Source organism: Streptococcus loxodontisalivarius (assembly GCF_016908645.1).
Classification (GTDB): domain Bacteria; phylum Bacillota; class Bacilli; order Lactobacillales; family Streptococcaceae; genus Streptococcus; species Streptococcus loxodontisalivarius.
Genome location: NZ_JAFBEH010000003.1, coordinates 38,210 through 63,670 on the forward strand (window position 1 = coordinate 38,210; position 25,461 = coordinate 63,670).

Below are 25,461 nucleotides of genomic sequence, written 5' to 3' on the forward strand. Positions count from 1 at the left end.
AAAGATAGTTCTATTGTAAGAAAATTCTGTTTATTGTACAATAGACTTATTATCAATCTGTATGGGGACAGTTTATGGCAATTTATCAAAAGATTATTAAGGACATCCAGGCTAGCATTGAGACTGGTCAGCTTAAAAAGGGAGACAAGATTCCTTCTATTCGGCAGCTCAGCCAGACCTATCATTGCAGCAAGGACACGGTTCAGAAGGCTCTGACCGAGTTGACCTACCTCAAGGACATCTATGCCATTCCCAAAAGTGGTTACTATGTTTTGGAAAATAAGGCAGAGCAGATTGAGCCAGTGGAGCTCAGTATTTCTGACTATAACAACCTAGCTTATGACGACTTTCTCCTCTGTATGAATGAAAGCCTAGTAGGTCGTGAACTCTACCTCTTCAATCAATACCAGCACCAAGAGGGACTCTTGGAACTTCGTAAGTCACTAAAGACCTATCTGGCAGACAGCTATGTCTATACCAAGCAGGAAAATATTGTTGTGACATCAGGAACCCAACAGGCCCTCTATATCCTCAGTCAGATGACCTTTCCCAATCAAAAATCGACTATTCTCTTGGAACAGCCGACTTATTCAAGGATGAATAGTTTGGTAAGAGAGCAGCAACTAGCCTTTGAGATCATTGAGCGTCAGTTTTCAGGTTTGGATTTTGCAGACTTGGAACGCCTCTTTAGTCAAAAGTCTATCAAGTTCTTCTATACCATCTCTCGCTACTCCAACCCTCTCGGCTTGACATACAGTCAGAAAGATAAGGAGCGCTTACTGGAGTTGGCCGAAAAGTACGATGTCTATATTATAGAGGATGACTATATGGGAGATTTCACCAAGGACAAGGAGGCACCGCTTCACTACTACGATACTCATGAGCGTGTCATCTACCTCAAATCCTTTTCTACTGCCCTTTTCCCTGCTCTTCGATTGGGGATGATTGTCCTACCTGACCAGCTTAAGGCTGATTTCCTCTCCTATAAGAAACTGTTAGACTACGATACCAATCTCATCATTCAAAAAGCCATGTCTCTCTATCTGGACAATGGTATGTTCGACAAAAATCTGCGTCATCTCAAGCAGGCATTTTTTAAACAGATGAGCCTTTGTCAAGAAATGCTGGCGCCCTATCAAGAAAGTCTAGCTTATCAGATAACCCCACGTCACTTGATAGTTCAGTTACCAGCCAAGGTCAGCCTAGGAAAACTCAGCAGACAGAAGGTTTATCAAAAGATCACTACCTCTTCCATCAAGCAGAGCATCCTCACTTATATTCGTCTTAATCTTGACGACCAATTCGAGAATAATATCAAGCTCTTACTGGATCAGATTATCCCTCAAATAGAAAAATAGCTAGAGATGAACTCTCTAGCTATTTTGTTTGTTCAAAACGGAGGTGAACGATGATTTTGTCGGCGTAGCCGTTTCGTTCCAAGTCACGTTGCAAACGGTATGAGATATAGTGCTCAGCAATGTTGATATAGCCTGCGTCCATCAAACGGTTTTCAACGCATGACTGTACCATGCTGATTGTCGGGCGTTCAACTTGTGCATCTTGCAAGTCAATCACCACTTTTTTAGTGACATTGGCAAGGTTATCACGCCAAGTGTCGTCGATGACATAAACTGTCTGTGCTGCTTTAATGATGGCTTGGTAAATCTTATCTGGATTGAAGTCTACGACTTGTCCACTACGTTTAGTAACTTGCATAATATCGCCTCTTTTCATGGATTTTCATTCTTATTTACATTATGCAAATGTTTTCATGATTTGTCAAGTAAAAATCGTTGAAAGGGTGATTTTACTAGGTTTTCAAGGCCTTTGGAAGAAACGTCTAACCTTCTGATATTTGTTATAGGTCAGGAGAAGGTCAATCTGTCGTTCTTCCTTAGTCTGTCTATCTTTGAGAATGATACGAACTTTTCTTGCTTTTGTATCATTTTGTTTTTCCCACCAATCACCAATGATTGCTCCTGTAAGGATATCTCTATCCATGAGTGCTGATGCAAAGGCGCCAGCTAATGCTCCGTCGGAAATGCGGTGCTTCTCTTCTGCTGTCAGGACAAGTTGACAATCTTCGTAGCTAAAGCTTTTTTCAAAATCATTATCCAAATAGATAATCCCTTTTCGGGTTCTAGTCAGGGTTAGATGTGATTGATCGGCTAGAATCAGCGTCAGCTTTGCAGGGGGAAAGAGGGTATCGAGGAAATTTGAAGCCATGAGCGACCTCCTTTCGTTTTTCCCATCATAACATAAAGCTCAAAAAATGTTGATAAAATGGCTCAAAATAAGAAAAGAGCCAAGCAAACTTGACTCCTAGCTATGTTAATAATCTGGACGAACCACACCTGTAACGGTTGCTTTAGTAGCTTCGTAGTCGCCATCTACTACAACCTTGATAATGCGTTTGGCATCTTCGTCTGGTGCTGCAACGAGTGGCAAACGAAGTGGACCAACTTCAAAGCCAAGGTAGTTGAGAACTGCCTTAACAGGTGCAGGACTTGGATATGAGAAGAGGGCATTCACTTTAGGGATAAACTGACGTTGAATTTTGGCAGCTGTCTTAATATCATTGTTCTCAATCGCTTGGAACATATCGTACATCTCATCACCATTTGTATGTGAGGCAACTGAGATAACACCGTCAGCACCAAGGTTCATGGCGTGGAAGGCATCTCCGTCTTCACCAGTATAAATGAGGAAATCCTCTGGTTTATGCTCGATTAGGTAAGCCATATTGGCAAGGCTGGTACATTCTTTGACACCGATGATATTTGGATGTTCTGCCAAGCGGAGCATTGTTTCTGGAGTCATTTCTACAACAACACGACCTGGGATATTGTAGATAATAATTGGAAGGTCAGAAGCGTCAGCAATTGCTTTAAAATGTTGGTACATTCCTTCTTGAGACGGCTTGTTGTAATAAGGAACGATCGCCAGTCCAGCCGCAAAACCACCGAAGGCAGCAACCTCTTTGGCAAACTCGATTGAATCGCGCGTGTCATTGGTACCCACACCAGCAATCAGTGGGACACGACCATCAACGATTTTTTGGACTGCCGCAAAAAGCTCAAGCTCCTCATCGTGAGTAAGAGTTGGGCTTTCAGCAGTTGTACCTGCTAGCAAGATTCCATCAGTATGATGGGCAAGAAGATGCTCAACTAATTTTGGTAGGGCATCAAAGTTGATAGAACCGTCTTCATTAAATGGCGTAATCATCGCCGTAATCATTTTCGCATTGCGTAATTGTTCAATAGACATAGCTGCTCCTCTTTGTTTTAAATCAATATATTAATATTATACCCTATAACCTCCTAATATAGGTTATATAAATGGAATTTTATTGCATTTCTCATCAAAAATCAGATTTTAAAGCGCAAATGACTGTCTGAGATCAGCTGAACTCGAGATTTTGACTACTCTTGTTCCATCACAATTGCTCGTAAACTTATATCTGTTCCTTGTAGAGCTTTTTGGACGGTTTACTAACCTTGCCTGCAAAATAACTTTTTTAATAAAGCTTACTGAGCATTACCCAAACTTGGAATGGTGGTCGTTTCTTCACTAGAGGTACTTGTATCAGTCACTGGATAATTTACAATCTCAACTTTTTGAGGAATATTCTGTAATGCTTGGACTGTAACAAACCCCATCACCAAAACAACCATAATATAGGCAATAACCTGTTTTTGCAAAAAGGATTGTGATACAGATACTCCTTTAGATGAATACTGTTTTAATTCCGGCTGAGCAAGTTCAAGATAGGCTTTTTTATGAAATGGAGGAATAAAGATCCTCATACCAACAGCAATATAGATTGATACTCCGAGATAGGAAAAAGTGTGAACCCGTGCACCTTTTGAAACGAGCCAGAATCCAACTACAAAAAGAAGCAATGTGTAGACGACAAATAAAGTCGTTGCTAACCTTGACTCATTTTTTATCTGCAAATATTCCTCAAGTGTATCATTTTGTTTGTTTTCTTTGCTTGTCACTGCTCTAAACTCTCTTTCATATTGTAAACAAAAGGGAGTAGATCAAATCTCAACTCCCTTGTTATTTTATTTCAATTCAAATTTAAGGTCTGCGGTTGGGCGGACAAGACCACGTTCGTGGAGTGTTTCTGCGATTTGAACTGAGTTCCATGCAGCACCTTTGAGGAGGTTATCTGAGACAATCCACATGTGGATTCCTTTTTCAGCATCCAAGTCTTTACGGATACGTCCAACGAATGTATCACGTGAACCAACAGCGTTAACGGCTTGTGGGTAGACTTGGTTAGCGACATCATCTTCAAGAACGGCACCTGGGAAGGCTGCGATTGCTGCTTTGACTTCTTCGATTGGTGCTACTTCTTTTGTTTCAATGTAAACTGATTCTGAGTGAGCTGACAAGACAGGAATACGAACACAAGTTGCTGAAACAGCAATGCTGTCGTCTTCCATGATTTTCTTAGTTTCATTTGTCATTTTCATCTCTTCGTAAGTGTAGTCGTTGTCAGTGAAAACGTCGATTTGTGGAAGAGCATTGAAAGCGATTGGGTAGTGTTTTTTATCTCCACCAGATGGCAAGATGTCAGCTTTAACATCGCGAGGGTTGACTCCATCATTCAAAACATCACGTAATTCACGCTCAGTTTCGTTGATTGCTGATTGACCAGCACCAGAAACGGCTTGGTAAGTTGAAACGATGATACGTTCAAGACCCCATTTTTGACGAACTGGCTCAAGTGCAACCATCATTTGGATTGTTGAACAGTTAGGGCAAGCGATGATACCGTTGTGAGCTTCAAGAGCGTGAGCATTTACCTCAGGAACAACCAATGGCACATCTGGGTTTTGACGGAAATGTGATGTGTTATCAACAACAACAGCACCAGATTTAACAGCGTATGGTGCAAACTTAGCTGATACAGAACCACCAGCTGAGAAGAGTGCAATGTCCACACCTTCAAATGAATCTTCAGTTGTCAATTCAACCTCGATGTCTTGCTCTTTATATTGCAAAACTTTACCAGCTGAACGTGCAGAAGACAAAAGACGCACTTTGTCGATTGGAAGTGTAGATTCTTCCAACATTTTGATCATACGTGTACCGACGGCACCTGTGGCACCAACGACTGCTACTGTGTAACCCATACATATACCTCATTTTTTTGAAAATAGCAGAGCTATTCTCGAAATTTTCTAAAAATTTATAGTGGCTCTATTATACTATTTTTTCAATGAAAAGAAAAGTATCTGTAAGGAAAATAATACAGAAAAACCCTCTGTCCAAAGACAGAGGGTTAGGGGCATTCGTAAGAATGTGACGAAAAGGTTCACACAAGTCGTCAAAGTCCGCTCCTGCGTTATGACCTCCCCAGCGCAAAATGGTCTAAAGACCAAATCGACTCATCGCATGACGTTATTATAGCATGACTTAGGAGAGATTACAAGAGAGGTGCAATGAGTTTGACCACTTTACCCAAAAGTTTAGTGGTAACGGGTTCATTTTTGAGGGTTTCAAAGGTAACTTCTTGACAGCTTTCAAGAGTGTCTTGGAAATCCTTCTCAATTTTTGCAATCTCTGAATTGTGGTAGAGATAGGTTGCGCATTCAAAGTGATGATAAAGACTGCGGTAGTCCAAATTGATTGTACCCACTACTGCTTTATGACCATCGGCTACGAAGACCTTGGCATGAACAAATCCAGGAGTATAAGTGTAGATCTTAACCCCTGCCTTCATCAAGGTTGCATAGTATGTTTTCGCTAGGGCATAAGGGATTGGCTTATCGGGAATACCTGGCATAATCAGTTTAACATCCACCCCACGCTCAGCCGCAAATTTAAGCGCATGTTCCATTTCGCTGTCCAAAATAAGGTATGGTGTCATGATATGAACATAGTCTCTAGCATGGTTGAGAATATCGATGTAAACATTTTCTCCGACCTTATCGTCATCAAGAGGTGAATCCGCATAGGGGATTATAAAACCATCTGAGATGACTGGTTTCTGATGGAGACCAAGATAGTCTGCATAGTTGTTATTGGTCTTTGAATCTGTGACTGCCCACATTTGCATAAAGAGAATGGTGAAAGTATCTACGGCTCTCCCTTCAATCATGATAGCAGTGTCCTTCCAATGACCGAAGCGCTCAATTTCATTGATATATTCATCAGCTAGGTTAACGCCGCCTGTGAAGGCAACTTCCCCATCGATAACCACAATTTTACGGTGGTCACGATAATTGTAGTAGGTTGAAAGGAAAGGTGAAATCGGAGAGAAAGCCTTGGCATGAATACCGATTTTTTCAAGGCGTTCTGTGTAGTCAAAAGATAGTGTTGAAAATTCAATCATACCATCGTACATGACACGGACTTCTACGCCTTCTTTGACCTTGTCTTCTAGAATTGCAAGAATTTCACCCCACATGATTCCTTCATCAATGATGAAGTATTCCATGAAGATATAATGTTTGGCTGCACGAAGCTGTTCTTTTAGGGCTTTGAACTTAGCCTCACCAGATGGGAAATAGGTCGCTTTGCTATCTTGATAAACTGGGAAATGATCGCTATCACTATCTCCACTGAGGTAACGAGCTAGATTGTAAGTTGTCGAGTGATTCTGCTTGAGCTCTTTGAGAATATTTTGATTTTGAGTCAGATAAGGAATACTATCCTCAATATTTTTATTAAGCATAGCTTTTAAACCATTATAACCCCAGTCAATCTTGGTGTAGAGAAGAAAGAGACTTCCTGGGATTGGAAATGGGATAATCAAGAGCATCCAAGTAATGACGGATAGTCTGTCCATTTCACTATTGACCAGATAGAGCACTGAGATGGTGACGATAATGCCACTCAAGACTTCTAAGTGAATCTGATAATGACTGAGCCAGCTGAATGAAGCAACTAATATCAAGAGTTGCACAATTAACAGGACGGCAATAACAGTGATACGACTAAAAATACCTCTAAGAAGCCCACGTCTCCCTTTGTCAAGCAGACGGACGACCTTGTGTTTTTGATTGATGTTTTTGTCCTCCTTGAAAAAAAATAGTGCTTTTATTATACCATAATAAGCAGCCAAAAAGACTCCCCTTAGGAAGCCTTTTTTGAAAAATTTAAGGTCTCAATTCTAGTGACTGCTTTTTAGAAATTGAAGACATCGTTCAAGTTTTCAGCCATTGTTGGGTGAGTGAAAACTTGGTTTTTAATGTAAGTATAAGGGATTTTGTTATCCATTGCCATCTTGATGAGGTTGATGATTTCGTGTGAGTTTGAACCAAATAGGGTTGCTCCAAGGATTTCATTTGTCTCAGTGTTTACGATGACTTTATAGATACCACGAAGGTCGTTATTGACGTGTGCGCGTGGCATGTTTGCGACAGCCAATTCATTTGCCTTGTAAGGAAGGCCTGCTGCGATAACTTCTTTTTCAGTCAAACCAACTTGTGAAAGGGCTGGTTCGATGAAGGTTGTGTTTGGAACATTTTTACGGTTATTGAGGTTGTAGTCGCTGTTTCCAGTAAATTGTCCAAGAAGGATACGGAAGTCGTCCAATGATGTGTAAGTGAATTGAAGCCCACCGTTAACATCACCTGCTGCATAAACGCCTGCAACACTTGTTTCAAGGTATTCATTGACTTGAACAGCCCCACGTTCAGTAAGTGTGATGTCTGTGTTTTCAAGACCAAGTCCTTCAGTTGCAGGTTTACGACCCATAGCATACATAACCGCATCAAACTCATAGTCTTTACCGTCAGCTGTTACGACTACTGCTTCACCAGCATTAGCAACTTTTTCCACTTTAGCTCCGAGAACAAAGCTGACGCCATCTTCTTCAAGGTAAGTTTGAGCAAGTTTAGCTGCTACTTCTTCGGCACGACCAAGGATAGCTGGCGCTGCTTCAAAGACTGTTACTTGGCTGTCCAAACGCGCGTAGAGGCTGGCAAATTCAAGACCGATGTTACCACCACCGATAATACCAAGACGTTTTGGTTGTTGGTCAAGGTTTTGAATACCAGTGCTATCAACCACGTTTTTAGACTCAAGAAGCCCAGGAATTGGGAAGACATTTGAAACCGCACCAGTATTGATAACGATATTTTCAGCAGTTAGTTGCTCTACATCATCACCAGCAGAGATTTCAACGACCTTGTTTGAGACAAACTTAGCTTGGGCATTGTAAAGATCAACCCCAGCACCTGTAAGCACGGCTTCGTTTTTGTTACGGAGACGAGTTGTCACAGTTTCTTTAAGTTCCATAGCTTGTGCGAAGCTAAGATTTTCTTCTGCGGCATGAATCAAAGTCTTTGTTGGGATACAACCGATATTGATACATGTTCCACCATACATAGAAGCGTCACGTTCAACAAGGGCAACTTTTTTGCCGAGTGATGCCATTTTACCAGCGATAGTTTTACCAGCTTTACCAAATCCGATAACGAGCAAATCATATTGTTTCATAAGAATTTCTCCAATTCCTTTATTTTTATTACTCTAGCATTGTACCAACCGGTCTGTTATTAGTCAATTATTTGCTACGGAAATTTTAAATCCTTTTACTGCACCCATTTTGATGGTTAGTGAATCAAAAAGAGAGTGGGACAAAAATCGGTAATTCCAAAGGAATTCGATTTTGTCGTCCCACCTCCGCACAGTTGAGTAGGGCTGTAAGGGTTGATTTATCAACGAATTAGAGACCACTCAACCCCTGCGCCTTGCAAACTAGATTATAAAAAATAAGAAGGCTAGGACTTTTGTCCCAGCCTCTTTAGATGTCTTATTAGAACAATCCAATTGCTGTTCCGTCTTCGGCAACGTCCATGTTAAGTGCTGCTGGGCGTTTTGGAAGTCCTGGCATGGTCATAACGTCACCAGTAAGTGCAACGATAAATCCTGCACCTGTTTTTGGAACAAATTCACGGATGGTAATATCGAAGTCTTCTGGTGCTCCGAGAAGAGCTGGGTTGTCTGAGAAGCTATATTGTGTTTTAGCCATGCAGACTGGCAATTTATCCCAGCCGAATTCAGCGAATTGTTTGAGTTGTGTTTTGGCTTTTGGTCCAAAGACAACTGAGCGACCACCGTAGATTTCTGTAACAATTTTAGTGATTTTTTCTTGAATGCTGTCTTCATCTGAGTAGAGACGTTTGTAGTCAGCTCCGCCATTTTCAACAGCTTCTACGACTGCTTTGGCGAGGTCAATACCGCCATCAGCACCGTTTGCCCAAACGCTAGCAAGTTCAACTGGAACATTGATTTCAGCACAGAGTTCTTTGAGGGCTGCGATTTCAGCTTCAGTATCTGCGACAAATTCATTGATAGCTACGACTGCTGGAAGTCCGTATTTACGAACATTTTCCACGTGGCGTTTAAGGTTAGCAAAACCAGCTTTAACAGCTTCCACATTTTCTTCTGAAAGGTCAGTCTTGGCAACGCCACCGTGCATTTTAAGGGCACGAAGTGTTGCTACGATTACGACTGCATCAGGTGTTTTAGGAAGATTTGGTGTCTTGATATCGAGGAATTTTTCTGCACCCAAATCAGCACCGAAACCAGCTTCTGTGATGGTGTAATCTGCCAAACGAAGAGCTGTCGCTGTTGCAAGAACAGAGTTACAACCGTGAGCGATATTGGCAAATGGACCACCGTGAACCAAGGCAGGTGTTCCGTAGATGGTTTGAACCAGGTTAGGTTTGATGGCATCTTTAAGAATAAGAGTTAAAGCACCTTCTACTTCAAGGTCACGCACATAAACTGGTGTACGGTCATAACGGTAGGCAACGACGATATTTGCCAAACGTTCTTTGAGGTCCTTGAGGTCAGTTGCCAAGCAGAGGATTGCCATGATTTCTGAAGCAACCGTGATGTCAAAGCCGTCCTCACGAGGGATACCGTTTACCGGGCTACCAAGACCGATAATCACTTGACGAAGAGCACGGTCATTCAAGTCAACCACGCGCTTCCAGATGACACGACGTTGGTCAATTCCTAGCTCATTTCCTTGTTGAATGTGGTTATCAAGGAGGGCAGAAAGAGCATTGTTTGCCGTTGTGATGGCGTGCATATCTCCTGTGAAGTGGAGGTTGATGTCTTCCATAGGAAGGACTTGGGCGTAACCACCACCAGCTGCTCCACCTTTGATCCCCATAACAGGTCCAAGAGATGGTTCACGAAGGGCAATCATGGTTTTCTTACCAATCTTGTTAAGAGCGTCAGCAAGTCCGATAGACATAGTTGATTTTCCTTCACCTGCTGGTGTTGGGTTAATAGCTGTTACCAAAACAAGCTTACCAGGTTCTTGGTCTTTAACGGCATTGATCTTGTCGAAAGATAGTTTTGCCTTGTATTTACCATAGAGTTCAATATCATCAAAGGTGATACCAACTTGTTCAACAATGTCAGTAATTGGCTTTAGTTCTACGCTTTGTGCAATTTCGATATCAGATTTCATGAGACACCTCTTTTTCTTTGATAGGACTATTATAGCAAACCAAACCTAAAAAGGCATCATTTTTAACTGAATTTAGAAAATTGTTCGCTTATTAAGCGTATTCTTTTGTGTAAATCTATCAAAAAAACGTTTTTTATAGAAAATGCTCTGCTATTTTACAAAAAAAGGACTCAAAGAGTCCCTAAATTTTAATGAAAAACAAAGCGGTGCTGTACACGATAGCTGACTAGGAAGAGAATGGTTTCAGTCAGAAGCTTAGCGATGACCAAGCCGATACCTATACCTACCAGTGCCTTGAGCATCACGTAGTTGCAGGTCAGAATGACTGCTGCCAACATGAAGTAACGGATAGCTGCCTTAAAGAGAGAGCCTGTTGGATGAAAGACTAGCTTGGCGTTTAGGAGGCACTGGCTAGAAGCACTGATGAGGCGTGAGAGCACAACTGATAGCAGGAGGTTTCCTGTAATGGCAACTAAAATAAAGAGTGCAAGGGCATCAATAAGCGCAGCGGTTAAGGCTGACCCCGAAAATTTAATAAAGGGAGCATAGATACGGATAGAATCTCGAATTGGTCTGAAGTGAGAACTCTTATTCTCCTCTAGATAGACAGTTTCAATAGGAACTTCGACGATTTCATGACCTGCTTTTCTAGCTTCAAGCAACATATTAAATTCGTATTCGAAGCGGTCGCCGTCAAGACTTAGTAACCATGGAATGAGATCACTACTGAAGGCACGCAGACCTGTCTGAGTATCAGTCACTTTTTGACCAGTAATAAGATGGAAGAGCGCTGCCGTTACCTTATTTCCGAAGCGGCTACGTGCCGGAACTTTTCCTACGAAAGCACGCGCACCCAGGATAAGGGCAGATGGTTCTTTTTGACTAGCTTCTGCTACTCGAACGATATCCTTAATAAGGTGTTGTCCGTCGCTATCAGCGGTAACGATTGCTTGACCTTTAGCACCATCTTTTTGGATAAATCGCAGAGCTGTTTTCAGAGCAGCTCCTTTTCCTTTATTAACGACATGTTCAAGAACAATGGCTCCTGCAAGTCTAGATTCTTCAAAATAGGTTTGATAATTTGGTTTGCTACCATCATTTACGACAATAAGCTGCGCATCTGGTAATTCTTTACGACAGGCTTTGACAAGGTCGCAGAGACGCTGATCTGGTTCATAAGATGGGATAATAAGATACATAATAAGAATTCCTTTCTGGTTATCTCTAGGTATTGAAAATACTGAGATAGCTTGTGTTGAATTGCTTACATAATACTGGTCTCAACTGAAAAAAGACTGAAAGATTGGTTAAAGTTTCCTTAATCCTGCCACAAGTTTGCCACAGCTTTGCCTCATTTAAAGAAAGTATAAGGAAAGGTCGTTAAACTCATACCATCACTAAAATGAATGAAACAAAGGAGACAAGATGTCTAAACCATTAGAAACACGCTTTAAACGTATTGAAACTAAATATATTGTTGCTAAGGAGGACCTAGATGCCCTCTTAACAGACTTGAAGGTTTATCTGGTGGAAGATGACTATCCAACTTCTACTATTTCAAATATCTATTTTGATACAGAAGATTTTCAAGTTATCCAAGACTCTATCGCTAAGAAGAATCATCGTGAAAAAATTCGTATGCGAACTTACCTCGCAAATCCTCAAGCAGATAGTCAGGTCTTTCTTGAAATTAAGAAAAAAGATCAGGAAGGTGTCGGTCACAAATTCCGTTTGGTTTCAACGCCTTCAGCAATCACAGCTCTGTTAGAGAATGGTCAAGTCGATTCTAGCATCACAGATCAAGATCTCCTCGATGAAATCCATGAGTTGCGTCAGCGTTATGATGGACTAAAACCTCGTATGTATATCTATTATGATCGCTACTCACTCAAAGAAAAACATTCTATTAAAGGCTATTCGTCAACCAAGGTTCGTGTGACCATTGACCAAAACCTGACCTATCGTGATCATGACGTCAGTCTTTTCAATGGAAATGATGGACAAGCTCTACTTGATGAAGGTTATGTCATCATGGAAATCAAGGCTCCAGGTCAACAGCCTAAATGGTTGGCTGATATTTTGGAGGAACATGGGATCGAAGCTCAGAAGTTCTCTAAATATAGTACAGCCTACCGTAAATCACAAGGGATTGTCCCCCAGATGACCAAGTAGGAGGTGCCTATGTCAGCTAGCCTATTTAATAGCGTTTTTACGACAACTACAACTTCTGTTAATGCAGGTATGCTCATCCTAGCTCTCTTTGTCAGCCTTCTTTTGGGGCTGGCGCTAAGCTGGGTCTACAAGTACCGCACTCTTTATACCAGAGAATTTGTTATCACACTGGCTATCCTACCAAGTCTGATGACTCTAGTTATCTTTCTCGTCAACGGTAATCTGGGTACCAGCGTTGCCGTTGCTGGGGTCTTTAGCTTGATACGTTTCCGTTCGGCAACCAGTGGTTCACGCGAGTTGCTAGCGGTCTTCCTATCGATGATTATTGGACTTGCCTGCGGTATGGGCTATCTGCTCCTTTCAGCGGCGACTACTCTGATTTTGCTCTTGATTTGGTTTTCTTTGGAAAATATGAAGATCATTGCAGACAGTCAGACTAGAAGACATTTGACACTAACAGTAGCCAATCGTGAGGATCTCAATCAGATTTTAGAAAAATTATTTGCTAACTACTGTGCAACTCATTTGCTTATCTCCATTAACAGTACAGGTTCTGGTGACCAACTAAAATTAGTCTACGAAGTAGACCTCAAACCGAATATCACCGATTTCCAACTTAGCCAAGGTTTCCTTGCTAGCCTAGACAATCTAGATCTAGCACTCACCAAACAAGCTAAGAAGAAAAAGAATCTCTAAAAAAACGGAGGCTGGGCAAAAACTAGCTTCAGAATAGAAAAAAACGAGCACTTCCGCAGTCGGAGATGCTCGTTTTCCAATGTCATGGTTTATAATTATAATAACCACAAAACAACTAGAAAGCCATGATCATGTATAAAGAGTATAACACAAATCAACTCAGTTTAGAACTAAATCTTGCCTATGATATTCCTATGACACACGAGGCTAGACTCATTAGTCTTTTTGTGGATAGTATTCCTAGTCACGTTTTACTAGAAGAAAAGTCTCATACTGGTCGCCCAGCCTTCCATCCTGCCATGCTCCTGAAAATGACTCTCTTTGCTTATGCCCGTCAGGTCTTTTCTGGTCGTAAAATGGTGCAGATGAACGAGGAAGTGATTCCCATGAAATGGCTGAGTCAGGATACCTATGTCAGCTACAAAACCATCAATAATTTTCGTTCTAGTAAGCATGCCAACAACCTGATTAAAACTTCCTTTATCTACTTCACTCTCCTCATGCGTGAACATGGCATGATTGAAGACCAAGCTCTCTTTATTGATGGTACAAAATTGGAAGCAGATGCCAATCTTTATTCCTTTACTTGGAAAAAGGCTGTTGCTAAATATGAAGCTGCTCTAAATGGGAAACTCTCAGAACTCTATGACCAGCTGGTTCAAGAAGGTGTCAATATAGCCCTGTCTAAAGAAGACTGTGAAACTAGCCAAGGTTTAGAAGAATTGCTTGAAAAAACTGAGGAAGCCTTAGCTGAGGTGGAGAAGGCTATTTCTGAGGAACCCAAAGTTATCAAGGGTGGGTCAGCCAATAAACAGAAGCGACGTCGTATTAAGAAACTCCGTAACCAGTTGAGAAAGGATTATCTCCCTCGTAAGCATCGCTATGAAGAGGCCAGAGAAATCCTCCAAGAACGTAACTCCTTCTCCAAAACGGATCATGATGCCACCTTTATGCGGATGAAAGAAGATCATATGATGAATGGTCAGCTCAAACCTGGCTATAATATTCAAGCTGCCACCAATGGTCAATATGTCCTTGCCTACGATATCTTTCCAAATCCAACGGATACCAGAACATTGAAACCCTTCCTCCAATCAATTCAAACCTTGGACTTGTTCCAACACATTGTAGCTGATGCCGGTTATGGAAGCGAAGAGAATTATAGTTTTATCGTTGACGAATTAGAGAAAACACCTCTGATTCCTTACGGCATGTACCAGAAGGAATTGTCCAAGAAATATCAGAACAGTTCTACTAATCCAAGGAATTGGGACTATCTTGAAAAAACAGACCAGTTTGTGAAACCAGACGGAATTGTATATTCCTTTAAGTATTACTCTAGTCAAACTGACAAGTACGGCTTTAAACGTGACTTTAAAATCTATGAGGCAGATAAGATACAAGGCACAGCAGAGTTGGAGAAACTTGCCAAAACAGAAAGTGGTCGTCAGAAACAAATTCACTACAATCCCACTTGGAATTATTTTAAGGAACTCGTCAAAGAAGAATTACATAGCCAAGAAGGATCTCGTATCTACGCCAAACGGAAAATTGATGTTGAACCCGTTTTTGGTAGGTTAAAGAGCGTTTTTGGCGTACGTAGAGTTCACGTTAGAGGAAACCAAGCAGTCCAAACGGAGATTGGTTTCCTCTTCATGAGCATGAATCTCACAAAATTGGCTAAGAATCTAGCCTTAAAAACGTCACATACTCAAAAACCACACAGAGGTACTTTCGTCTTGATTGTTTTCGAGACAGAAATCATTGTGTGGTTTTATTTTGAAGCTAGTTTTTGCCCAGCCTCTTTCGATTTATACTGCTGCTTTTCGATTTTTCTTAAAGAGTCCCAAGATGAGGCTGAGAACTAGAAAGGCGATAGCGACATACCAGTAGGGTTGGTCAATGGTTGTTGTTCGTCCTGAGACCTCGATAATTCCCTTGACCAGACAGGCACTGACAATGATGGCAATTCCTGAATTGAATACCAAAAGAGATGCTCGATTCTGAAGCCAAGTGAATCCGAAGGCTGTCAGAACAAAGAAGGCTGCTGAAATTAGTGGTGCTAAAAACATGAGTCGCATGTAAGGAGATGATTCACCGTAACTGTAAAGTTCATAGACATAGGTGAAAATCACGCAAAAGATACTGATTGCCAGGTAGATGATACTTCCTTTGATGGCTGTTTTCTTAGTAACCGATGTAGACAATATCGCTCACCGCCCTTTCTGAGATGGTATTTCCGTTAGTTGTAGGTTTGTTAACGACTTGACCGTTGAAGTACATGGTAGATGATCCACCGCCGTCAAGGTTATAGGCAGTTGTAACACCGTATGATTGCATCAGCTCTGCCATTTCATAAAGTGTCAAACCAGATGATTCGTCTGTGCGTCCATCTGAAACGATAACGATGTAGTGTAGACTTCCATCGTCAGTTTCGATAACACCGATTGCCGTACGAGGATTGTCTGACATGGCTTGTCCGACTTCTTCTGATTCAGAGACAGCAATTTCACCATTTGAAACTAAAGTTGGACCAAAGGCGAAGGTATTAACAACACCAGCATCAATCAATTCTTGTGCAGTCGTGTCATTTTCATTATAAGTCATGAAACTACCGTCAGAAAGGATTGCCAAATCATCATAGTCAGAATTTCGACTAGTATCACGATAGAGTGTTCCATTTTTGATAACATAACCAGTTGAGTTAGCTCCGTAGTAGTCACCGTTAATAGCAAAAATAGCATTGTTGCTTGAAGCGATACTTGAAGTGGTTTCAGTAATGTTAGTACCGTAGGTATTCTGAGCCAGGGCTGTCTTGAGATATTCTGCACTAGAAAGTGTGATGTCAGCAACATAGTAAGTCGTATCAGAAGTTTGACCTGTTGTGATTGTGATAGAAATATTATCATCCTTGTAGCTAGTATCGGTCTGAGTTACCTCTCCAGTGCTGGTCGAGGCGGTACTACTTGTCGAGGTGCTAGTGCTTGTTGCCACTGTCGTTACCGCCGAGGGAATGACAAAGACCTTTAGCAGAGAATAGGTATTGGCACCTAGCAGGACTGCTGAAAATAGCAGAGCATAGGCATGCCTTTTGAGAAAGTTCATATAAATCCTCCAAAATGTAATAGAAAATCTGGAAATAGCCCAGCATTTCTTTATGATTAGAGTCATTCTAACAAGGATTCTTAAAAGGAAGCTTAATTCTAGCTAAAGGTTACCTTAAATTGATTTTAGGTTTACAAAAATGGCATTTTAAGGTAAAATGCACCTATGAAAATTTTGATTACATCTGGTGGAACAACAGAAAAGATCGACTCTGTTCGAGGGATTACCAACCACTCTACTGGCAATCTTGGAAAGCTCATCGCTGAGACCTTTTTAGCGCAAGGGCATGAGGTGACCTTGGTTACGACCAAACAAGCAGTCAAACCAGCTAGCCAGCCTAATTTAAACCTACATGAAATTTCAAATGTTGAGAGTCTACTGACAACGATGGAGGGTCTGGTCAAGACCCACGATGTCCTTATCCATAGCATGGCTGTCTCAGACTACACACCTGTCTACATGACGGATATTGACGAATTGGAAAAGACAGAGCAGATTTCAGACCTCTTAAGCAAGTCCAATTCAGAGAACAAGATTTCGTCTCAAGCTGACTATCAAGTTCTCTTTCTTAAAAAGACACCTAAGATTATCAGCCTTGTTAAGGAATGGAATCCTGCTATCCGCTTGATTGGTTTCAAACTCTTGGTAGATGTTCCTAAGGAAGAGCTTTTTAGAGTAGCGCGTGCAAGTCTGCAGAAAAACCAGGCTGACTACATTTTAGCCAATGATTTGACTGAGATTAGTCCGACACAGCACCATGCCTATCTCCTTTCAGAGGATGATAGCTTTGAAGCTTTTGATAAGGAAGGTATTGCCCAGCTTATCTATGAAAAGGTGGTAACTCATGACTAAACGAATCACACTTGCAGTTTCGGGATCGATTTCAGCCTACAAGGCGGCTGATCTGACCAGCCAACTGAAAAAACGTGGCTATGAGGTTAAGGTCATTATGACAGAGGCAGCGACAGCCTTTATCACCCCACTGACTCTGCAGGTTCTCTCTAAAAATCCTGTCCATCTTGATGTCATGGAGGAAAAACTGGCTCCTCGCATTGAGCATATCGACTTGGGTAAAGAGACGGACCTCTTTATCGTGGCGCCAGCTTCTGCTAACACCATTGCTCATTTGGCAAATGGCTTCGCTGACAATATGCTAACGGCAACAGCGCTAGCCCTTCCCCCTAAAACGAAAAAGCTCTTGGCTCCTGCTATGAATACCAAGATGTATGACAACCCACTTACTCAGCGGAATTTGAAGCTACTGGCAGAGCTTGGTTACCAGATTATCGAGCCCAAGTCAGCTCTACTTGCCTGTGGTGATGTGGGACGCGGAGCCTTGGCTGACCTCGAGCTAATTTTAGAAACGATTGATGAGGTTTTAAATAAAAATTCGTAAATGACTTGTCAATTTAATTGTAAACCATTATACTAAAAGAAGTTAACATTAAGGAGTTTTTTATGAAACAACGTCAATCATCAAAGGTAGCTGTTATTTCTATCTTCTTTGCTGTCATGCTGGTTGTACACCTACTCTCTAGCGTGATTTTCAATGTTTTACCCCTTCCTATCAAGCCAACGCTACTGTCTATCCCAGTCATCGTGGCTTCTATCATTTATGGTCCACGAATCGGCGCTACACTTGGTTTTCTAATGGGGATGATTTCACTGATTACCAATACTGTCGTGCTGCTGCCAACGTCATACCTTTTTAGTCCCTTTGTTGAGAATGGGAACTTCTATTCATTGATTATTGCATTGGTTCCAAGGATTCTGATTGGAGTGACCCCTTACTATGTTTACAAACTCTTTCAGAAAGTAGATAAGCTAGGCTTGATTCTAGCCGGTGCTATTGGTTCTTTGACCAATACTATCTTTGTTCTCGGTGGTATTTTCATTCTCTTTTCATCCGTTTACAATGGCAATATTCAGGCACTACTTGCCATCGTTTTAGGAACAAATTCGATCGCTGAGATGATTATTGCAGCAATTCTAACTCTCATCATCGTACCAAGGCTTAAGAAAATAAGAGCTTAAGATGATGTTTATAACCTAGATTAAGTTTAGTCTTAGTCTAGGTTTTTTCTTTGTAAAATCCGCTTTTACAATTGAGTTTCAAGGGGTTTCATGATATAATGTAAGCGTTATAAAAATATAAGGAGTAATCTTATGTCATATCAAGAAAATTATCAAAAATGGGCTGATTTTGAACAGCTTCCAGACTACCTTCGTCAAGAATTAGAAGGAATGGATGAAAAAACGAAAGAGGATGCCTTCTACACAAACCTTGAGTTTGGTACTGCTGGTATGCGTGGCTACATCGGTGCTGGTACAAACCGTGTCAATATCTACGTGGTCCGTCAGGCAACTGAAGGTCTTGCACAACTCTTGGAATCAAAAGGTGAAGACGTGAAAAAACGTGGTGTTGCGATTGCTTACGACTCACGCCACTTCTCACCAGAGTTTGCTTTTGAGTCTGCTCAAGTTTTGGCAGCCCACGGCATCAAATCATACGTTTTTGAGTCACTTCGTCCAACACCTGAATTGTCATTTGCAGTCCGTCACTTGAACACATTTGCTGGTATCATGGTAACTGCAAGTCACAACCCAGCACCATTTAACGGTTACAAGGTTTATGGTGAAGACGGTGGTCAAATGCCACCTCACGATGCTGACGCTTTGACAGACTACATCCGTGCCATTGAAAATCCATTTGCAGTTGAATTGGCTGATTTGGAAGAAAGCAAGGCTTCAGGACTTATCCAAGTTATCGGCGAAGCTGTTGATGTGGAATACCTCAAAGAAGTTAAAGATGTTAATATCAACCAAGACTTGATCAATGAATTTGGTCGTGATATGAAGATCGTTTACACGCCACTTCACGGTACTGGTGAAATGTTGGCTCGTCGTGCCCTTGCACAAGCTGGTTTTGAGTCAGTTCAAGTTGTTGAAGCTCAAGCAAATCCAGATCCTGACTTCTCAACTGTTAAGTCTCCAAACCCTGAAAGTCAAGCAGCCTTTGCACTTGCTGAAGAGCTTGGTCGTCAAGTTGATGCAGACGTTCTTGTCGCAACTGACCCAGACGCCGACCGCCTCGGTGTTGAAATTCGTCAAGCAGACGGTTCATACAAAAACCTTTCTGGTAACCAAATCGGTGCTATCATTGCTAAATACATCCTTGAAGCCCACAAAACTGCAGGTACTCTTCCTGAAAATGCTGCGCTTGCTAAATCAATCGTATCAACTGAGTTGGTTACTAAGATTGCAGAAAGCTACGGCGCAACAATGTTTAACGTCTTGACTGGTTTCAAATTTATCGCAGAAAAAATTCAAGAATTCGAAGAAAAACACAACCACACTTACATGTTTGGTTTTGAAGAAAGCTTCGGATACCTCATCAAACCATTCGTTCGTGATAAAGATGCCATCCAAGCTGTTCTTATCGTTGCTGAAATTGCTGCCTACTACCGCTCACGTGGTTTGACATTGGCAGACGGTATCGATGAAATCTATAAAGAGTACGGCTACTTCGCTGAGAAAACAATCTCTGTTACCCTTTCAGGTGTTGATGGCGCTGCTGAAATCAAGAAAATCATGGATAAATTCCGTGACAATGCACCAAGTCAATTCAACCAAACAGACATTGCCCTTCTTGAAGACTTCGAACTCCGTACTGCTACTGCCCTTGATGGTAGCGTGACAGAATTGACAACACCAGCAAGTAACGTTCTTAAATATCACTTGACTGACGGTTCATGGTTTGCTGTTCGCCCATCAGGAACTGAACCAAAAATCAAATTCTACATCGCAACAGTCGGTGAAACACTTGAAAATGCAGAAGAAAAAATTGCTAACATTGAAGCAGAAATCAATGCATTCGTAAAATAATAGTTCAAAAAGTAGTGACTCATTCTCTCAACTGAGATGTTTGTTCACTACTTTTCTTTTTTGCAAGAGAAAATCCCTCAATCTTTTGATTGAGGGATTGATTTATGCTCTCTGTTGAGCTGTTTGCATTTGGTAGTAGATACCTTTTTGTGCCATCAAGTCTTGGTGTTTACCGTGTTCGACGATATCTCCCTTATTCATGACGAGGATGATATCAGCCGTTTGGATGGTTGACAAACGGTGTGCGATGATGAAGCTCGTTCTGCCTTCCATCAGCTTTTCAAAGGCTTCCTGAATCAGCTTTTCCGTTCGTGTATCGATAGACGAAGTCGCCTCATCTAGGATGAGCAACTTAGGTAGTCTGACGAAGATACGTGATATGGTCAATAGCTGGCGCTGTCCTTGTGACAAGGAATCACCTGCGTCAGCCAGATAGGTATCATACCCTTGAGGCAACTGACGAATGAAAAAGTCAGCATTCGCAGCCTTGGCGGCAGCAATAACTTCTTCTCGACTAGCGTCTGGGAATCCATAAGCGATATTATCATGAATGGTCCCAGTTTCGAGCCAGGTTTCCTGAAGTACCATCCCAAATTGCTGGCGAAGTTCAGCAACAGGAATCTCATTAATATCTTGATTATCAATGAGGATACGTCCAGCGTCAACCTGATAGAAACGCATGAGAAGATTAATTAGCGTTGACTTACCAGCTCCAGTTGGACCAACAACAGCAACCTTGGAACCTGCAGGGATATGAAGACTGAGGTCTTTAATCAATCGTTGACCTTTTTCATATCCAAAGGCGACATGTTCAAAATCAACTTTACCTTGAAGATTCGACAGGTGTTGATTTTCGCGGCTTTTATCGGGGAACTCCTCTTCCAAAATCGTATAGAGTCGCTCTGCACAGGCTGTGGCGCTCTGCAATTCTGACAGAACCGATGAAATATCGTTAAAGGGTTTTGTGTACTGGTTGACATAATTGAGGAAGGTCGTCAATTCACCAACAGTAAAGGCGCCGTTCATGATTCGGATGGCACCAACCCCAGCCAAGAGAGCATAGATGAGCGAATTCACAAAACGAGTGGCTGGATTTACCGTTGATGAGTAGAAAATGGCATCCTGAGAATGCTTGGCATAGGTTTCATTGACTTGGTCAAATTGCTGGATAACCTGAGACTGAGCATTGAGGGTCTGCAAGAGACTCTCCTGACTGATCATCTCTTCAACAAGCTGGGTTTGATCACCACGAGAACGGGTCTGCTCTTGATAGAGATGATAACTCTTAGAAGCGATAAAACGAGCTAAAAAGAGAGATAGAGGTGTCAGAATCAGCACCAGCACCAACATGAGCAAATCAATCTCTGCCATGGTGATAATGGTCACAATAATGGTCAAAATCCCAACGAAAAATTGATTGAAAACCATGATAAGACCATTAGCCAACTGCTCTGTATCCGTTGTGACACGACTAACCATGTCACCAATGGAACGCTTATCCAGATAAGAAATCGGAAGATGATGCAACTTTTCGATAACCTTCTGGCGCAAATCAGCAATATAGCGATAGACCAGGCGGTTATAGAGAAGAGGATTGACTGCCTGAACAAGTGTATTTGCTAGAACTACCCAAATCATCTGTAAAACGATGGGAAGGAGCTTACTGGTAGAATTAGGGAGGAGGACACTATCAACCGCCCTACCTATAAGGATAGGCAGGTAGACCGTCAGACCAACCTGTGCGATTGTCAGAAGGAAGATGGGAATAACTAGCTTTTTATCAACTAATAAATCACGACTCAGATGATTGAGCGTTTTTTGATTTTTTCTAGCCTTCATGCTGCTCCTCCTTTCCTTTTTGTGAATAATGGATTGCCTGATAAGTCTCATTATCTTCAAGAAGCTGGTCGTGACTAGCATAGCCCAGCTGATTTCCCTTATCTAAGACCAAAATCTTGTCCATCAACTGTAAACTATTGGTTCTTTGTGAAATCATGATCAGACTAGTATCTGCCAATTCCTCTCGGATAGCCTTGAGAAGTTTACTTTCAGTCAAGTAGTCCAGAGCTGAAGTTGAGTCGTCCAAGATAAGAAAGGGAGCCTTTCTCAAAATAGCACGGGCTATGGTCAATCGCTGACGCTGTCCACCTGAGAAGTTTTTACCAAAGGCTTCTACTTCTTCATCGAGTTGATCATCTTTTTCTCTGACAAATTCGCTTGCCTGAGCGATATCAAGTGCCCACCAGAGCTCTTCATCGCTAAGATTTGCATCTAGACCCAGCGTCAGATTTGAACGAATACTTCCCTTGAATAATTCAGCCTTCTGAGGGACGAGACTGAGCCAGCTGCGCCACTCAGCGATAGATTTCGGACTGTGACCATTGTGGAAGATGAGCAATTCTTGACTTTCAGTTTCATAGAGATGATCTAGCAGCTGAACTAAGGTTGATTTTCCTGACCCAGTACCACCAATAATCCCCATATTCTGACCTTTTTTCAAATCGAAAGTCAGATTTTTCAATGAGGCATCACCAGCTGTTGGATAGGTAAAGCTAAGATTTTCAGCTTTGATAAGTAAATCAGTCGATGATTGACTGTCCAAGGTCTGATTTAAATCTTCTGCTTCTTGATCAAAAACTTCCTGAACACGTTTTGCCGAAATAAAGCTCTGATTGAGCGATGTTACTAGCATGGTCATCTTAAGCAACTCTGCCAAAATCTGAGTTAGATAGTTGGTTAAGGCAATCAACATCCCTTGACTCAATTTATCTTGACTGATAAGACCGTTTCCCTGCCAAATGACAAGGACCAGAGTCGTATTAACAACAAAGAAGGTGGCTGGATTGACAACAGAGGAAATATTAGCTGCCAAGATTTGCATCTTAGCATAGGCAGTGTTAACTTGCTTGAAAGCTGAGATTTCTCGATCTGTTTGATTAAATGCTCGAATGACTCGAATACCTTGCAACTGCTCTCGTGTTTTAGTTACGATGGCATCTGTCAGAAGACGAATTTTTTGATAATAAGGGGCTAAAATTCTCGATGTTACAGCAATAATCAAGAATAAGAGTGCAACCATTCCCAAAAAGTTTAAAGTAATGACAGGACTGATACGATAGGCCATGATGATAGAGCCAAAAACAATAATTGGTGCCCTGAGAAAGAGTCGCAAGAATTGGTTGATAGCCGTTTGAATCTGGTAGGTATCGCTGGTCAAACGTGTCACTAGACTAGAGGTTGTGAGTCTATCTCGTGACGCTTTGGGTAGGACCATAATTTTGCGAAAGAGATCCTGACTCAGTTTTTTGGTGTAACCAACCGCTGCTTTTGATGAAAAGTACTGGGCTGTGATCGAGACACAGACACCCAATACTGCCAATCCAAAAAGGATAAGTATCATCAGATAAAGCCCCTGATGATTATCTTTTGGAATCATATCATCAACAATTGTCGCAATAATAATAGGAACTAAAAGCTCAAAACTAGCTTCTAACAATTTAAATAAGGGCCCAAGGAGTGTCTCCTTGATATAGCCCTTAAAATAGTGAAATAAAGATTTCATGAATCTCCTTTAAAAGAGTCTCATCAGTTTGATGAGATAGAGGTTAAACTGAACCTCACGTGAATAGTAGATATTGCCTCCATTGACGTAGAGTTTACCGCCACCGTAGAAAAGTGCAATAGGATGGTAGTAAAAATAAGTCTGACCGGTCGTATTTCCCAAACTTGGTGCAACGACATCACGAGAGTAGCTTTCTGCCAGCTCAACTGTATTGTCACCACCATGCTTTGCAATAAAATCAATATAGGCAGTCCCGAAATTGTAGGCTTGAACAGCAGTCCACTTATCAATCTTGGCTTCTGTAGCCTGGGCAAGATTCTCAGAAAGTAAGGAAACACCCTGTTGAATACTGGACTGACTGTCAGAGATGGAATTCGCTACACCGTTTGAACTCTCACTGGACTGCATGACATCCGATGAGGAGCCCTTAGTTTCCGTGTAAATCATAGCCAAGACCATATCAACATTAGCATCCGTATCATTGGATGCAAGTGTCGTCTCAACCATACTTTCATAAGTCAAAACCTTCTGAACATCCTGATGGATACGATAAACCCTAAACCCAATGAAGACAAGAATGATAATGGCAACTAGCCTTCGTATGAGTTTAAACATCTTATTTGTTTTGAATATCTTCTATATTCTTGATCAAAATGGAGTAAGTTCCATCTGGATTTTGAATAAATTCAACCGATTCAGCGTCTTGATAGATGGTATTTGGCACGATGAGCTCAATACCATTGGATAGAGATAGCTTCTGACTCTCCAACTTCTTGGTCTGACGAGAATGGTCAATATCCTGAACCTGAATAGGTTCTGGGATTGCCTCTTTCAACTCGTCAACAAAGGTCAAACGAGCCGTCAAATTTTGGTCAAAGAGCTGATCTGCCAACTTTTCAGGAGATAATTCCTGATCTTCCTCCAAATTTTTGAAGATAGCCGTCTTCATCTTGGACTGGAAGGCAAAATCATCCTGATTGAAATTCTCTGCAATCTTTTGAGCAGTATCCTCAACCAACTTGATCGACTTCTTCACAGACTGTTCAGGTTGAACTTGCAAGAGATTTTCAGAAAAATAGTTGGCAAAAGAACCATTGTGCTTGATACGCTTTTCAATCAGATAGTAATTTTTGCTAACACGGTTAATGAGCAGAGCTTCGTCAGGTGTTGCCGCAGCAGATGGGAGAATGTTCTGGGTCAATTTGATAGGTGACTGGCTGTCGCCTGAAATATGTGCCAAATTCTCCTTGAGGGCAACGCGTAGAAAACCAAAGTACTCCTGACCATCACGGTCAAACTGGACAAAAATTAAGTCATTAGTCTTTTGATTTTCTGAGATGACAAATTCTTCCTTCCAAAGCTCTGCGATTTTACGAGATGTCTCCATAAAGTCGTCTGTTAAATAAGACATAAAGACATTATCATCAGAGAATTGACCACGCTTAGCTTCGTCTGAAAAGACCTTACTAATCTTCTTGCGGAAGTAATCATCCAACTGTGGTGTTAGCGTCAGCAGATCATCCGAAAAGAGAATCTCAGTATCATTGGGACTGAATTGGTGAATAATAACGCGTTTTAAATATAAATCAATCAT

At 41.5% G+C, this 25,461-nt stretch carries 23 protein-coding genes; 8 read left to right on the forward strand and 15 right to left on the reverse strand.

Annotated features, from left to right (window positions below; genetic code table 11):
* The first annotated feature begins 74 nt into the window (after nucleotides 1-74).
* Nucleotides 75-1,358 (forward strand): aminotransferase-like domain-containing protein, encoded by a 1,284-nt coding sequence (locus JOC28_RS01400; protein ID WP_205008861.1) that lies wholly within the window; start codon nucleotides 75-77, stop codon nucleotides 1,356-1,358.
* Between the two features lie 19 nt (nucleotides 1,359-1,377).
* Here JOC28_RS01400 and JOC28_RS01405 read toward each other — a convergent pair whose 3' ends face one another.
* The 9 genes from JOC28_RS01405 to JOC28_RS01445 form a co-directional block, all read right to left on the reverse strand.
* The gene (locus tag JOC28_RS01405) at nucleotides 1,378-1,716 is read right to left on the reverse strand and encodes an ATP cone domain-containing protein (protein WP_205008862.1); all 339 of its coding nucleotides are present in this window, start codon (nucleotides 1,714-1,716) and stop codon (nucleotides 1,378-1,380) included.
* 102 nt (nucleotides 1,717-1,818) lie between these two features.
* Nucleotides 1,819-2,226: a hypothetical protein gene (locus JOC28_RS01410; RefSeq protein ID WP_205008863.1), complete on the reverse strand. Its 408-nt coding sequence runs from the start codon at nucleotides 2,224-2,226 to the stop codon at nucleotides 1,819-1,821.
* A 105-nt stretch (nucleotides 2,227-2,331) separates the two neighbouring features.
* A complete protein-coding gene (dapA, locus tag JOC28_RS01415) occupies nucleotides 2,332-3,267 on the reverse strand; it encodes a 4-hydroxy-tetrahydrodipicolinate synthase (protein ID WP_205008864.1) in 936 nt (311 codons plus the stop codon).
* Nucleotides 3,268-3,527: 260 nt separating this feature from the next.
* Nucleotides 3,528-4,001, reverse strand: coding sequence for a hypothetical protein (locus tag JOC28_RS01420; RefSeq protein WP_205008865.1), 474 nt, complete (start codon nucleotides 3,999-4,001; stop codon nucleotides 3,528-3,530).
* 66 nt (nucleotides 4,002-4,067) lie between these two features.
* Nucleotides 4,068-5,144, reverse strand: a complete 1,077-nt coding sequence (locus tag JOC28_RS01425) for an aspartate-semialdehyde dehydrogenase (protein WP_205008866.1) — start codon at nucleotides 5,142-5,144, stop codon at nucleotides 4,068-4,070.
* Between the two features lie 293 nt (nucleotides 5,145-5,437).
* The gene (cls, locus tag JOC28_RS01430; RefSeq protein WP_205008889.1) at nucleotides 5,438-6,994 is read right to left on the reverse strand and encodes a cardiolipin synthase; all 1,557 of its coding nucleotides are present in this window, start codon (nucleotides 6,992-6,994) and stop codon (nucleotides 5,438-5,440) included.
* 146 nt (nucleotides 6,995-7,140) lie between these two features.
* The gene (locus tag JOC28_RS01435) at nucleotides 7,141-8,457 is read right to left on the reverse strand and encodes an FAD-containing oxidoreductase (protein WP_205008867.1); all 1,317 of its coding nucleotides are present in this window, start codon (nucleotides 8,455-8,457) and stop codon (nucleotides 7,141-7,143) included.
* Between the two features lie 319 nt (nucleotides 8,458-8,776).
* Nucleotides 8,777-10,447: a formate--tetrahydrofolate ligase gene (locus JOC28_RS01440; protein ID WP_205008868.1), complete on the reverse strand. Its 1,671-nt coding sequence runs from the start codon at nucleotides 10,445-10,447 to the stop codon at nucleotides 8,777-8,779.
* A 188-nt stretch (nucleotides 10,448-10,635) separates the two neighbouring features.
* A complete protein-coding gene (locus JOC28_RS01445; RefSeq protein WP_205008869.1) occupies nucleotides 10,636-11,646 on the reverse strand; it encodes a glycosyltransferase in 1,011 nt (336 codons plus the stop codon).
* 226 nt (nucleotides 11,647-11,872) lie between these two features.
* Here JOC28_RS01445 and JOC28_RS01450 point away from each other — a divergent pair, with 226 nt between their 5' ends.
* The 3 genes from JOC28_RS01450 to JOC28_RS01460 all read left to right on the forward strand — a co-directional run bounded on the left by JOC28_RS01450 (nucleotide 11,873) and on the right by JOC28_RS01460 (nucleotide 15,183).
* A complete protein-coding gene (locus JOC28_RS01450; RefSeq protein ID WP_205008870.1) occupies nucleotides 11,873-12,619 on the forward strand; it encodes a polyphosphate polymerase domain-containing protein in 747 nt (248 codons plus the stop codon).
* 9 nt (nucleotides 12,620-12,628) lie between these two features.
* Nucleotides 12,629-13,315: a DUF4956 domain-containing protein gene (locus JOC28_RS01455; RefSeq protein WP_205008871.1), complete on the forward strand. Its 687-nt coding sequence runs from the start codon at nucleotides 12,629-12,631 to the stop codon at nucleotides 13,313-13,315.
* Nucleotides 13,316-13,446: 131 nt separating this feature from the next.
* The gene (locus tag JOC28_RS01460; RefSeq protein ID WP_205008890.1) at nucleotides 13,447-15,183 is read left to right on the forward strand and encodes an IS1182 family transposase; all 1,737 of its coding nucleotides are present in this window, start codon (nucleotides 13,447-13,449) and stop codon (nucleotides 15,181-15,183) included.
* Here JOC28_RS01460 and JOC28_RS01465 read toward each other — a convergent pair.
* Complete coding sequence (locus JOC28_RS01465) at nucleotides 15,127-15,522, reverse strand: hypothetical protein (protein WP_205008872.1); 396 nt, start codon at nucleotides 15,520-15,522, stop codon at nucleotides 15,127-15,129. The genes JOC28_RS01460 and JOC28_RS01465 overlap by 57 nt on opposite strands.
* Nucleotides 15,503-16,420 (reverse strand): phosphodiester glycosidase family protein, encoded by a 918-nt coding sequence (locus JOC28_RS01470; RefSeq protein WP_205008873.1) that lies wholly within the window; start codon nucleotides 16,418-16,420, stop codon nucleotides 15,503-15,505. Before JOC28_RS01470 ends, JOC28_RS01465 begins: the two co-directional genes overlap by 20 nt.
* A 165-nt stretch (nucleotides 16,421-16,585) precedes the next feature.
* Here JOC28_RS01470 and JOC28_RS01475 point away from each other — a divergent pair, with 165 nt between their 5' ends.
* The 4 genes from JOC28_RS01475 (at nucleotide 16,586) to JOC28_RS01490 (ending at nucleotide 20,305) form a co-directional block, all read left to right on the forward strand.
* On the forward strand, nucleotides 16,586-17,272 hold the full coding sequence (locus JOC28_RS01475) for a phosphopantothenate--cysteine ligase (protein ID WP_205008874.1): 687 nt from the start codon (nucleotides 16,586-16,588) through the stop codon (nucleotides 17,270-17,272).
* Nucleotides 17,265-17,816: a phosphopantothenoylcysteine decarboxylase gene (gene coaC, locus JOC28_RS01480; protein ID WP_205008875.1), complete on the forward strand. Its 552-nt coding sequence runs from the start codon at nucleotides 17,265-17,267 to the stop codon at nucleotides 17,814-17,816. The genes JOC28_RS01475 and coaC overlap by 8 nt, the downstream gene beginning before the upstream one ends.
* Nucleotides 17,817-17,878: 62 nt before the next feature.
* Nucleotides 17,879-18,454 carry an ECF transporter S component gene (locus tag JOC28_RS01485; RefSeq protein WP_205008876.1) on the forward strand — a complete coding sequence of 192 codons (576 nt, stop codon included), beginning with the start codon at nucleotides 17,879-17,881 and terminating at the stop codon, nucleotides 18,452-18,454.
* Nucleotides 18,455-18,586: 132 nt separating this feature from the next.
* Nucleotides 18,587-20,305 carry a phospho-sugar mutase gene (locus JOC28_RS01490; RefSeq protein ID WP_205008877.1) on the forward strand — a complete coding sequence of 573 codons (1,719 nt, stop codon included), beginning with the start codon at nucleotides 18,587-18,589 and terminating at the stop codon, nucleotides 20,303-20,305.
* 102 nt (nucleotides 20,306-20,407) lie between these two features.
* On the opposite strand, the gene JOC28_RS01495 is transcribed toward JOC28_RS01490, so the two are convergent.
* Genes JOC28_RS01495 through JOC28_RS01510 form a run of 4 tightly spaced genes read right to left on the reverse strand, consistent with a single transcriptional unit; the run spans nucleotide 20,408 to nucleotide 25,461 of the window.
* Nucleotides 20,408-22,144 (reverse strand): ABC transporter ATP-binding protein, encoded by a 1,737-nt coding sequence (locus JOC28_RS01495; RefSeq protein ID WP_205008878.1) that lies wholly within the window; start codon nucleotides 22,142-22,144, stop codon nucleotides 20,408-20,410.
* On the reverse strand, nucleotides 22,134-23,867 hold the full coding sequence (locus tag JOC28_RS01500; RefSeq protein ID WP_205008879.1) for an ABC transporter ATP-binding protein: 1,734 nt from the start codon (nucleotides 23,865-23,867) through the stop codon (nucleotides 22,134-22,136). The genes JOC28_RS01495 and JOC28_RS01500 overlap by 11 nt, the downstream gene beginning before the upstream one ends.
* A gap of 9 nt (nucleotides 23,868-23,876) precedes the next feature.
* Entirely contained in the window at nucleotides 23,877-24,482 is a 606-nt protein-coding gene (locus JOC28_RS01505; protein WP_205008880.1) for a lysozyme family protein, read from the reverse strand.
* A gap of 1 nt (nucleotide 24,483) precedes the next feature.
* Complete coding sequence (locus JOC28_RS01510) at nucleotides 24,484-25,461, reverse strand: nucleoid-associated protein (protein WP_205008881.1); 978 nt, start codon at nucleotides 25,459-25,461, stop codon at nucleotides 24,484-24,486.

Excerpts from the sequence above, each read along its gene's own strand:
- coaC (WP_205008875.1), top strand. The coding sequence starts at position 17,265 with ATGACTAAACGAATCACACTTGCAGTTTCGGGATCGATTTCAGCCTAC.
- JOC28_RS01495 (WP_205008878.1), bottom strand. The coding sequence starts at position 22,144 with ATGAAGGCTAGAAAAAATCAAAAAACGCTCAATCATCTGAGTCGTGAT.
- JOC28_RS01400 (WP_205008861.1), top strand. The coding sequence starts at position 75 with ATGGCAATTTATCAAAAGATTATTAAGGACATCCAGGCTAGCATTGAG.
- JOC28_RS01425 (WP_205008866.1), bottom strand. The coding sequence starts at position 5,144 with ATGGGTTACACAGTAGCAGTCGTTGGTGCCACAGGTGCCGTCGGTACA.
- dapA (WP_205008864.1), bottom strand. The coding sequence starts at position 3,267 with ATGTCTATTGAACAATTACGCAATGCGAAAATGATTACGGCGATGATT.
- JOC28_RS01490 (WP_205008877.1), top strand. The coding sequence starts at position 18,587 with ATGTCATATCAAGAAAATTATCAAAAATGGGCTGATTTTGAACAGCTT.
- JOC28_RS01410 (WP_205008863.1), bottom strand. The coding sequence starts at position 2,226 with ATGGCTTCAAATTTCCTCGATACCCTCTTTCCCCCTGCAAAGCTGACG.
- JOC28_RS01440 (WP_205008868.1), bottom strand. The coding sequence starts at position 10,447 with ATGAAATCTGATATCGAAATTGCACAAAGCGTAGAACTAAAGCCAATT.
- JOC28_RS01435 (WP_205008867.1), bottom strand. The coding sequence starts at position 8,457 with ATGAAACAATATGATTTGCTCGTTATCGGATTTGGTAAAGCTGGTAAA.
- JOC28_RS01505 (WP_205008880.1), bottom strand. The coding sequence starts at position 24,482 with ATGTTTAAACTCATACGAAGGCTAGTTGCCATTATCATTCTTGTCTTC.
- JOC28_RS01405 (WP_205008862.1), bottom strand. The coding sequence starts at position 1,716 with ATGCAAGTTACTAAACGTAGTGGACAAGTCGTAGACTTCAATCCAGAT.
- JOC28_RS01445 (WP_205008869.1), bottom strand. The coding sequence starts at position 11,646 with ATGTATCTTATTATCCCATCTTATGAACCAGATCAGCGTCTCTGCGAC.
- JOC28_RS01475 (WP_205008874.1), top strand. The coding sequence starts at position 16,586 with ATGAAAATTTTGATTACATCTGGTGGAACAACAGAAAAGATCGACTCT.
- JOC28_RS01500 (WP_205008879.1), bottom strand. The coding sequence starts at position 23,867 with ATGAAATCTTTATTTCACTATTTTAAGGGCTATATCAAGGAGACACTC.
- JOC28_RS01510 (WP_205008881.1), bottom strand. The coding sequence starts at position 25,461 with ATGATTGATTTATATTTAAAACGCGTTATTATTCACCAATTCAGTCCC.
- JOC28_RS01485 (WP_205008876.1), top strand. The coding sequence starts at position 17,879 with ATGAAACAACGTCAATCATCAAAGGTAGCTGTTATTTCTATCTTCTTT.
- JOC28_RS01455 (WP_205008871.1), top strand. The coding sequence starts at position 12,629 with ATGTCAGCTAGCCTATTTAATAGCGTTTTTACGACAACTACAACTTCT.
- JOC28_RS01460 (WP_205008890.1), top strand. The coding sequence starts at position 13,447 with ATGTATAAAGAGTATAACACAAATCAACTCAGTTTAGAACTAAATCTT.
- JOC28_RS01450 (WP_205008870.1), top strand. The coding sequence starts at position 11,873 with ATGTCTAAACCATTAGAAACACGCTTTAAACGTATTGAAACTAAATAT.
- JOC28_RS01470 (WP_205008873.1), bottom strand. The coding sequence starts at position 16,420 with ATGAACTTTCTCAAAAGGCATGCCTATGCTCTGCTATTTTCAGCAGTC.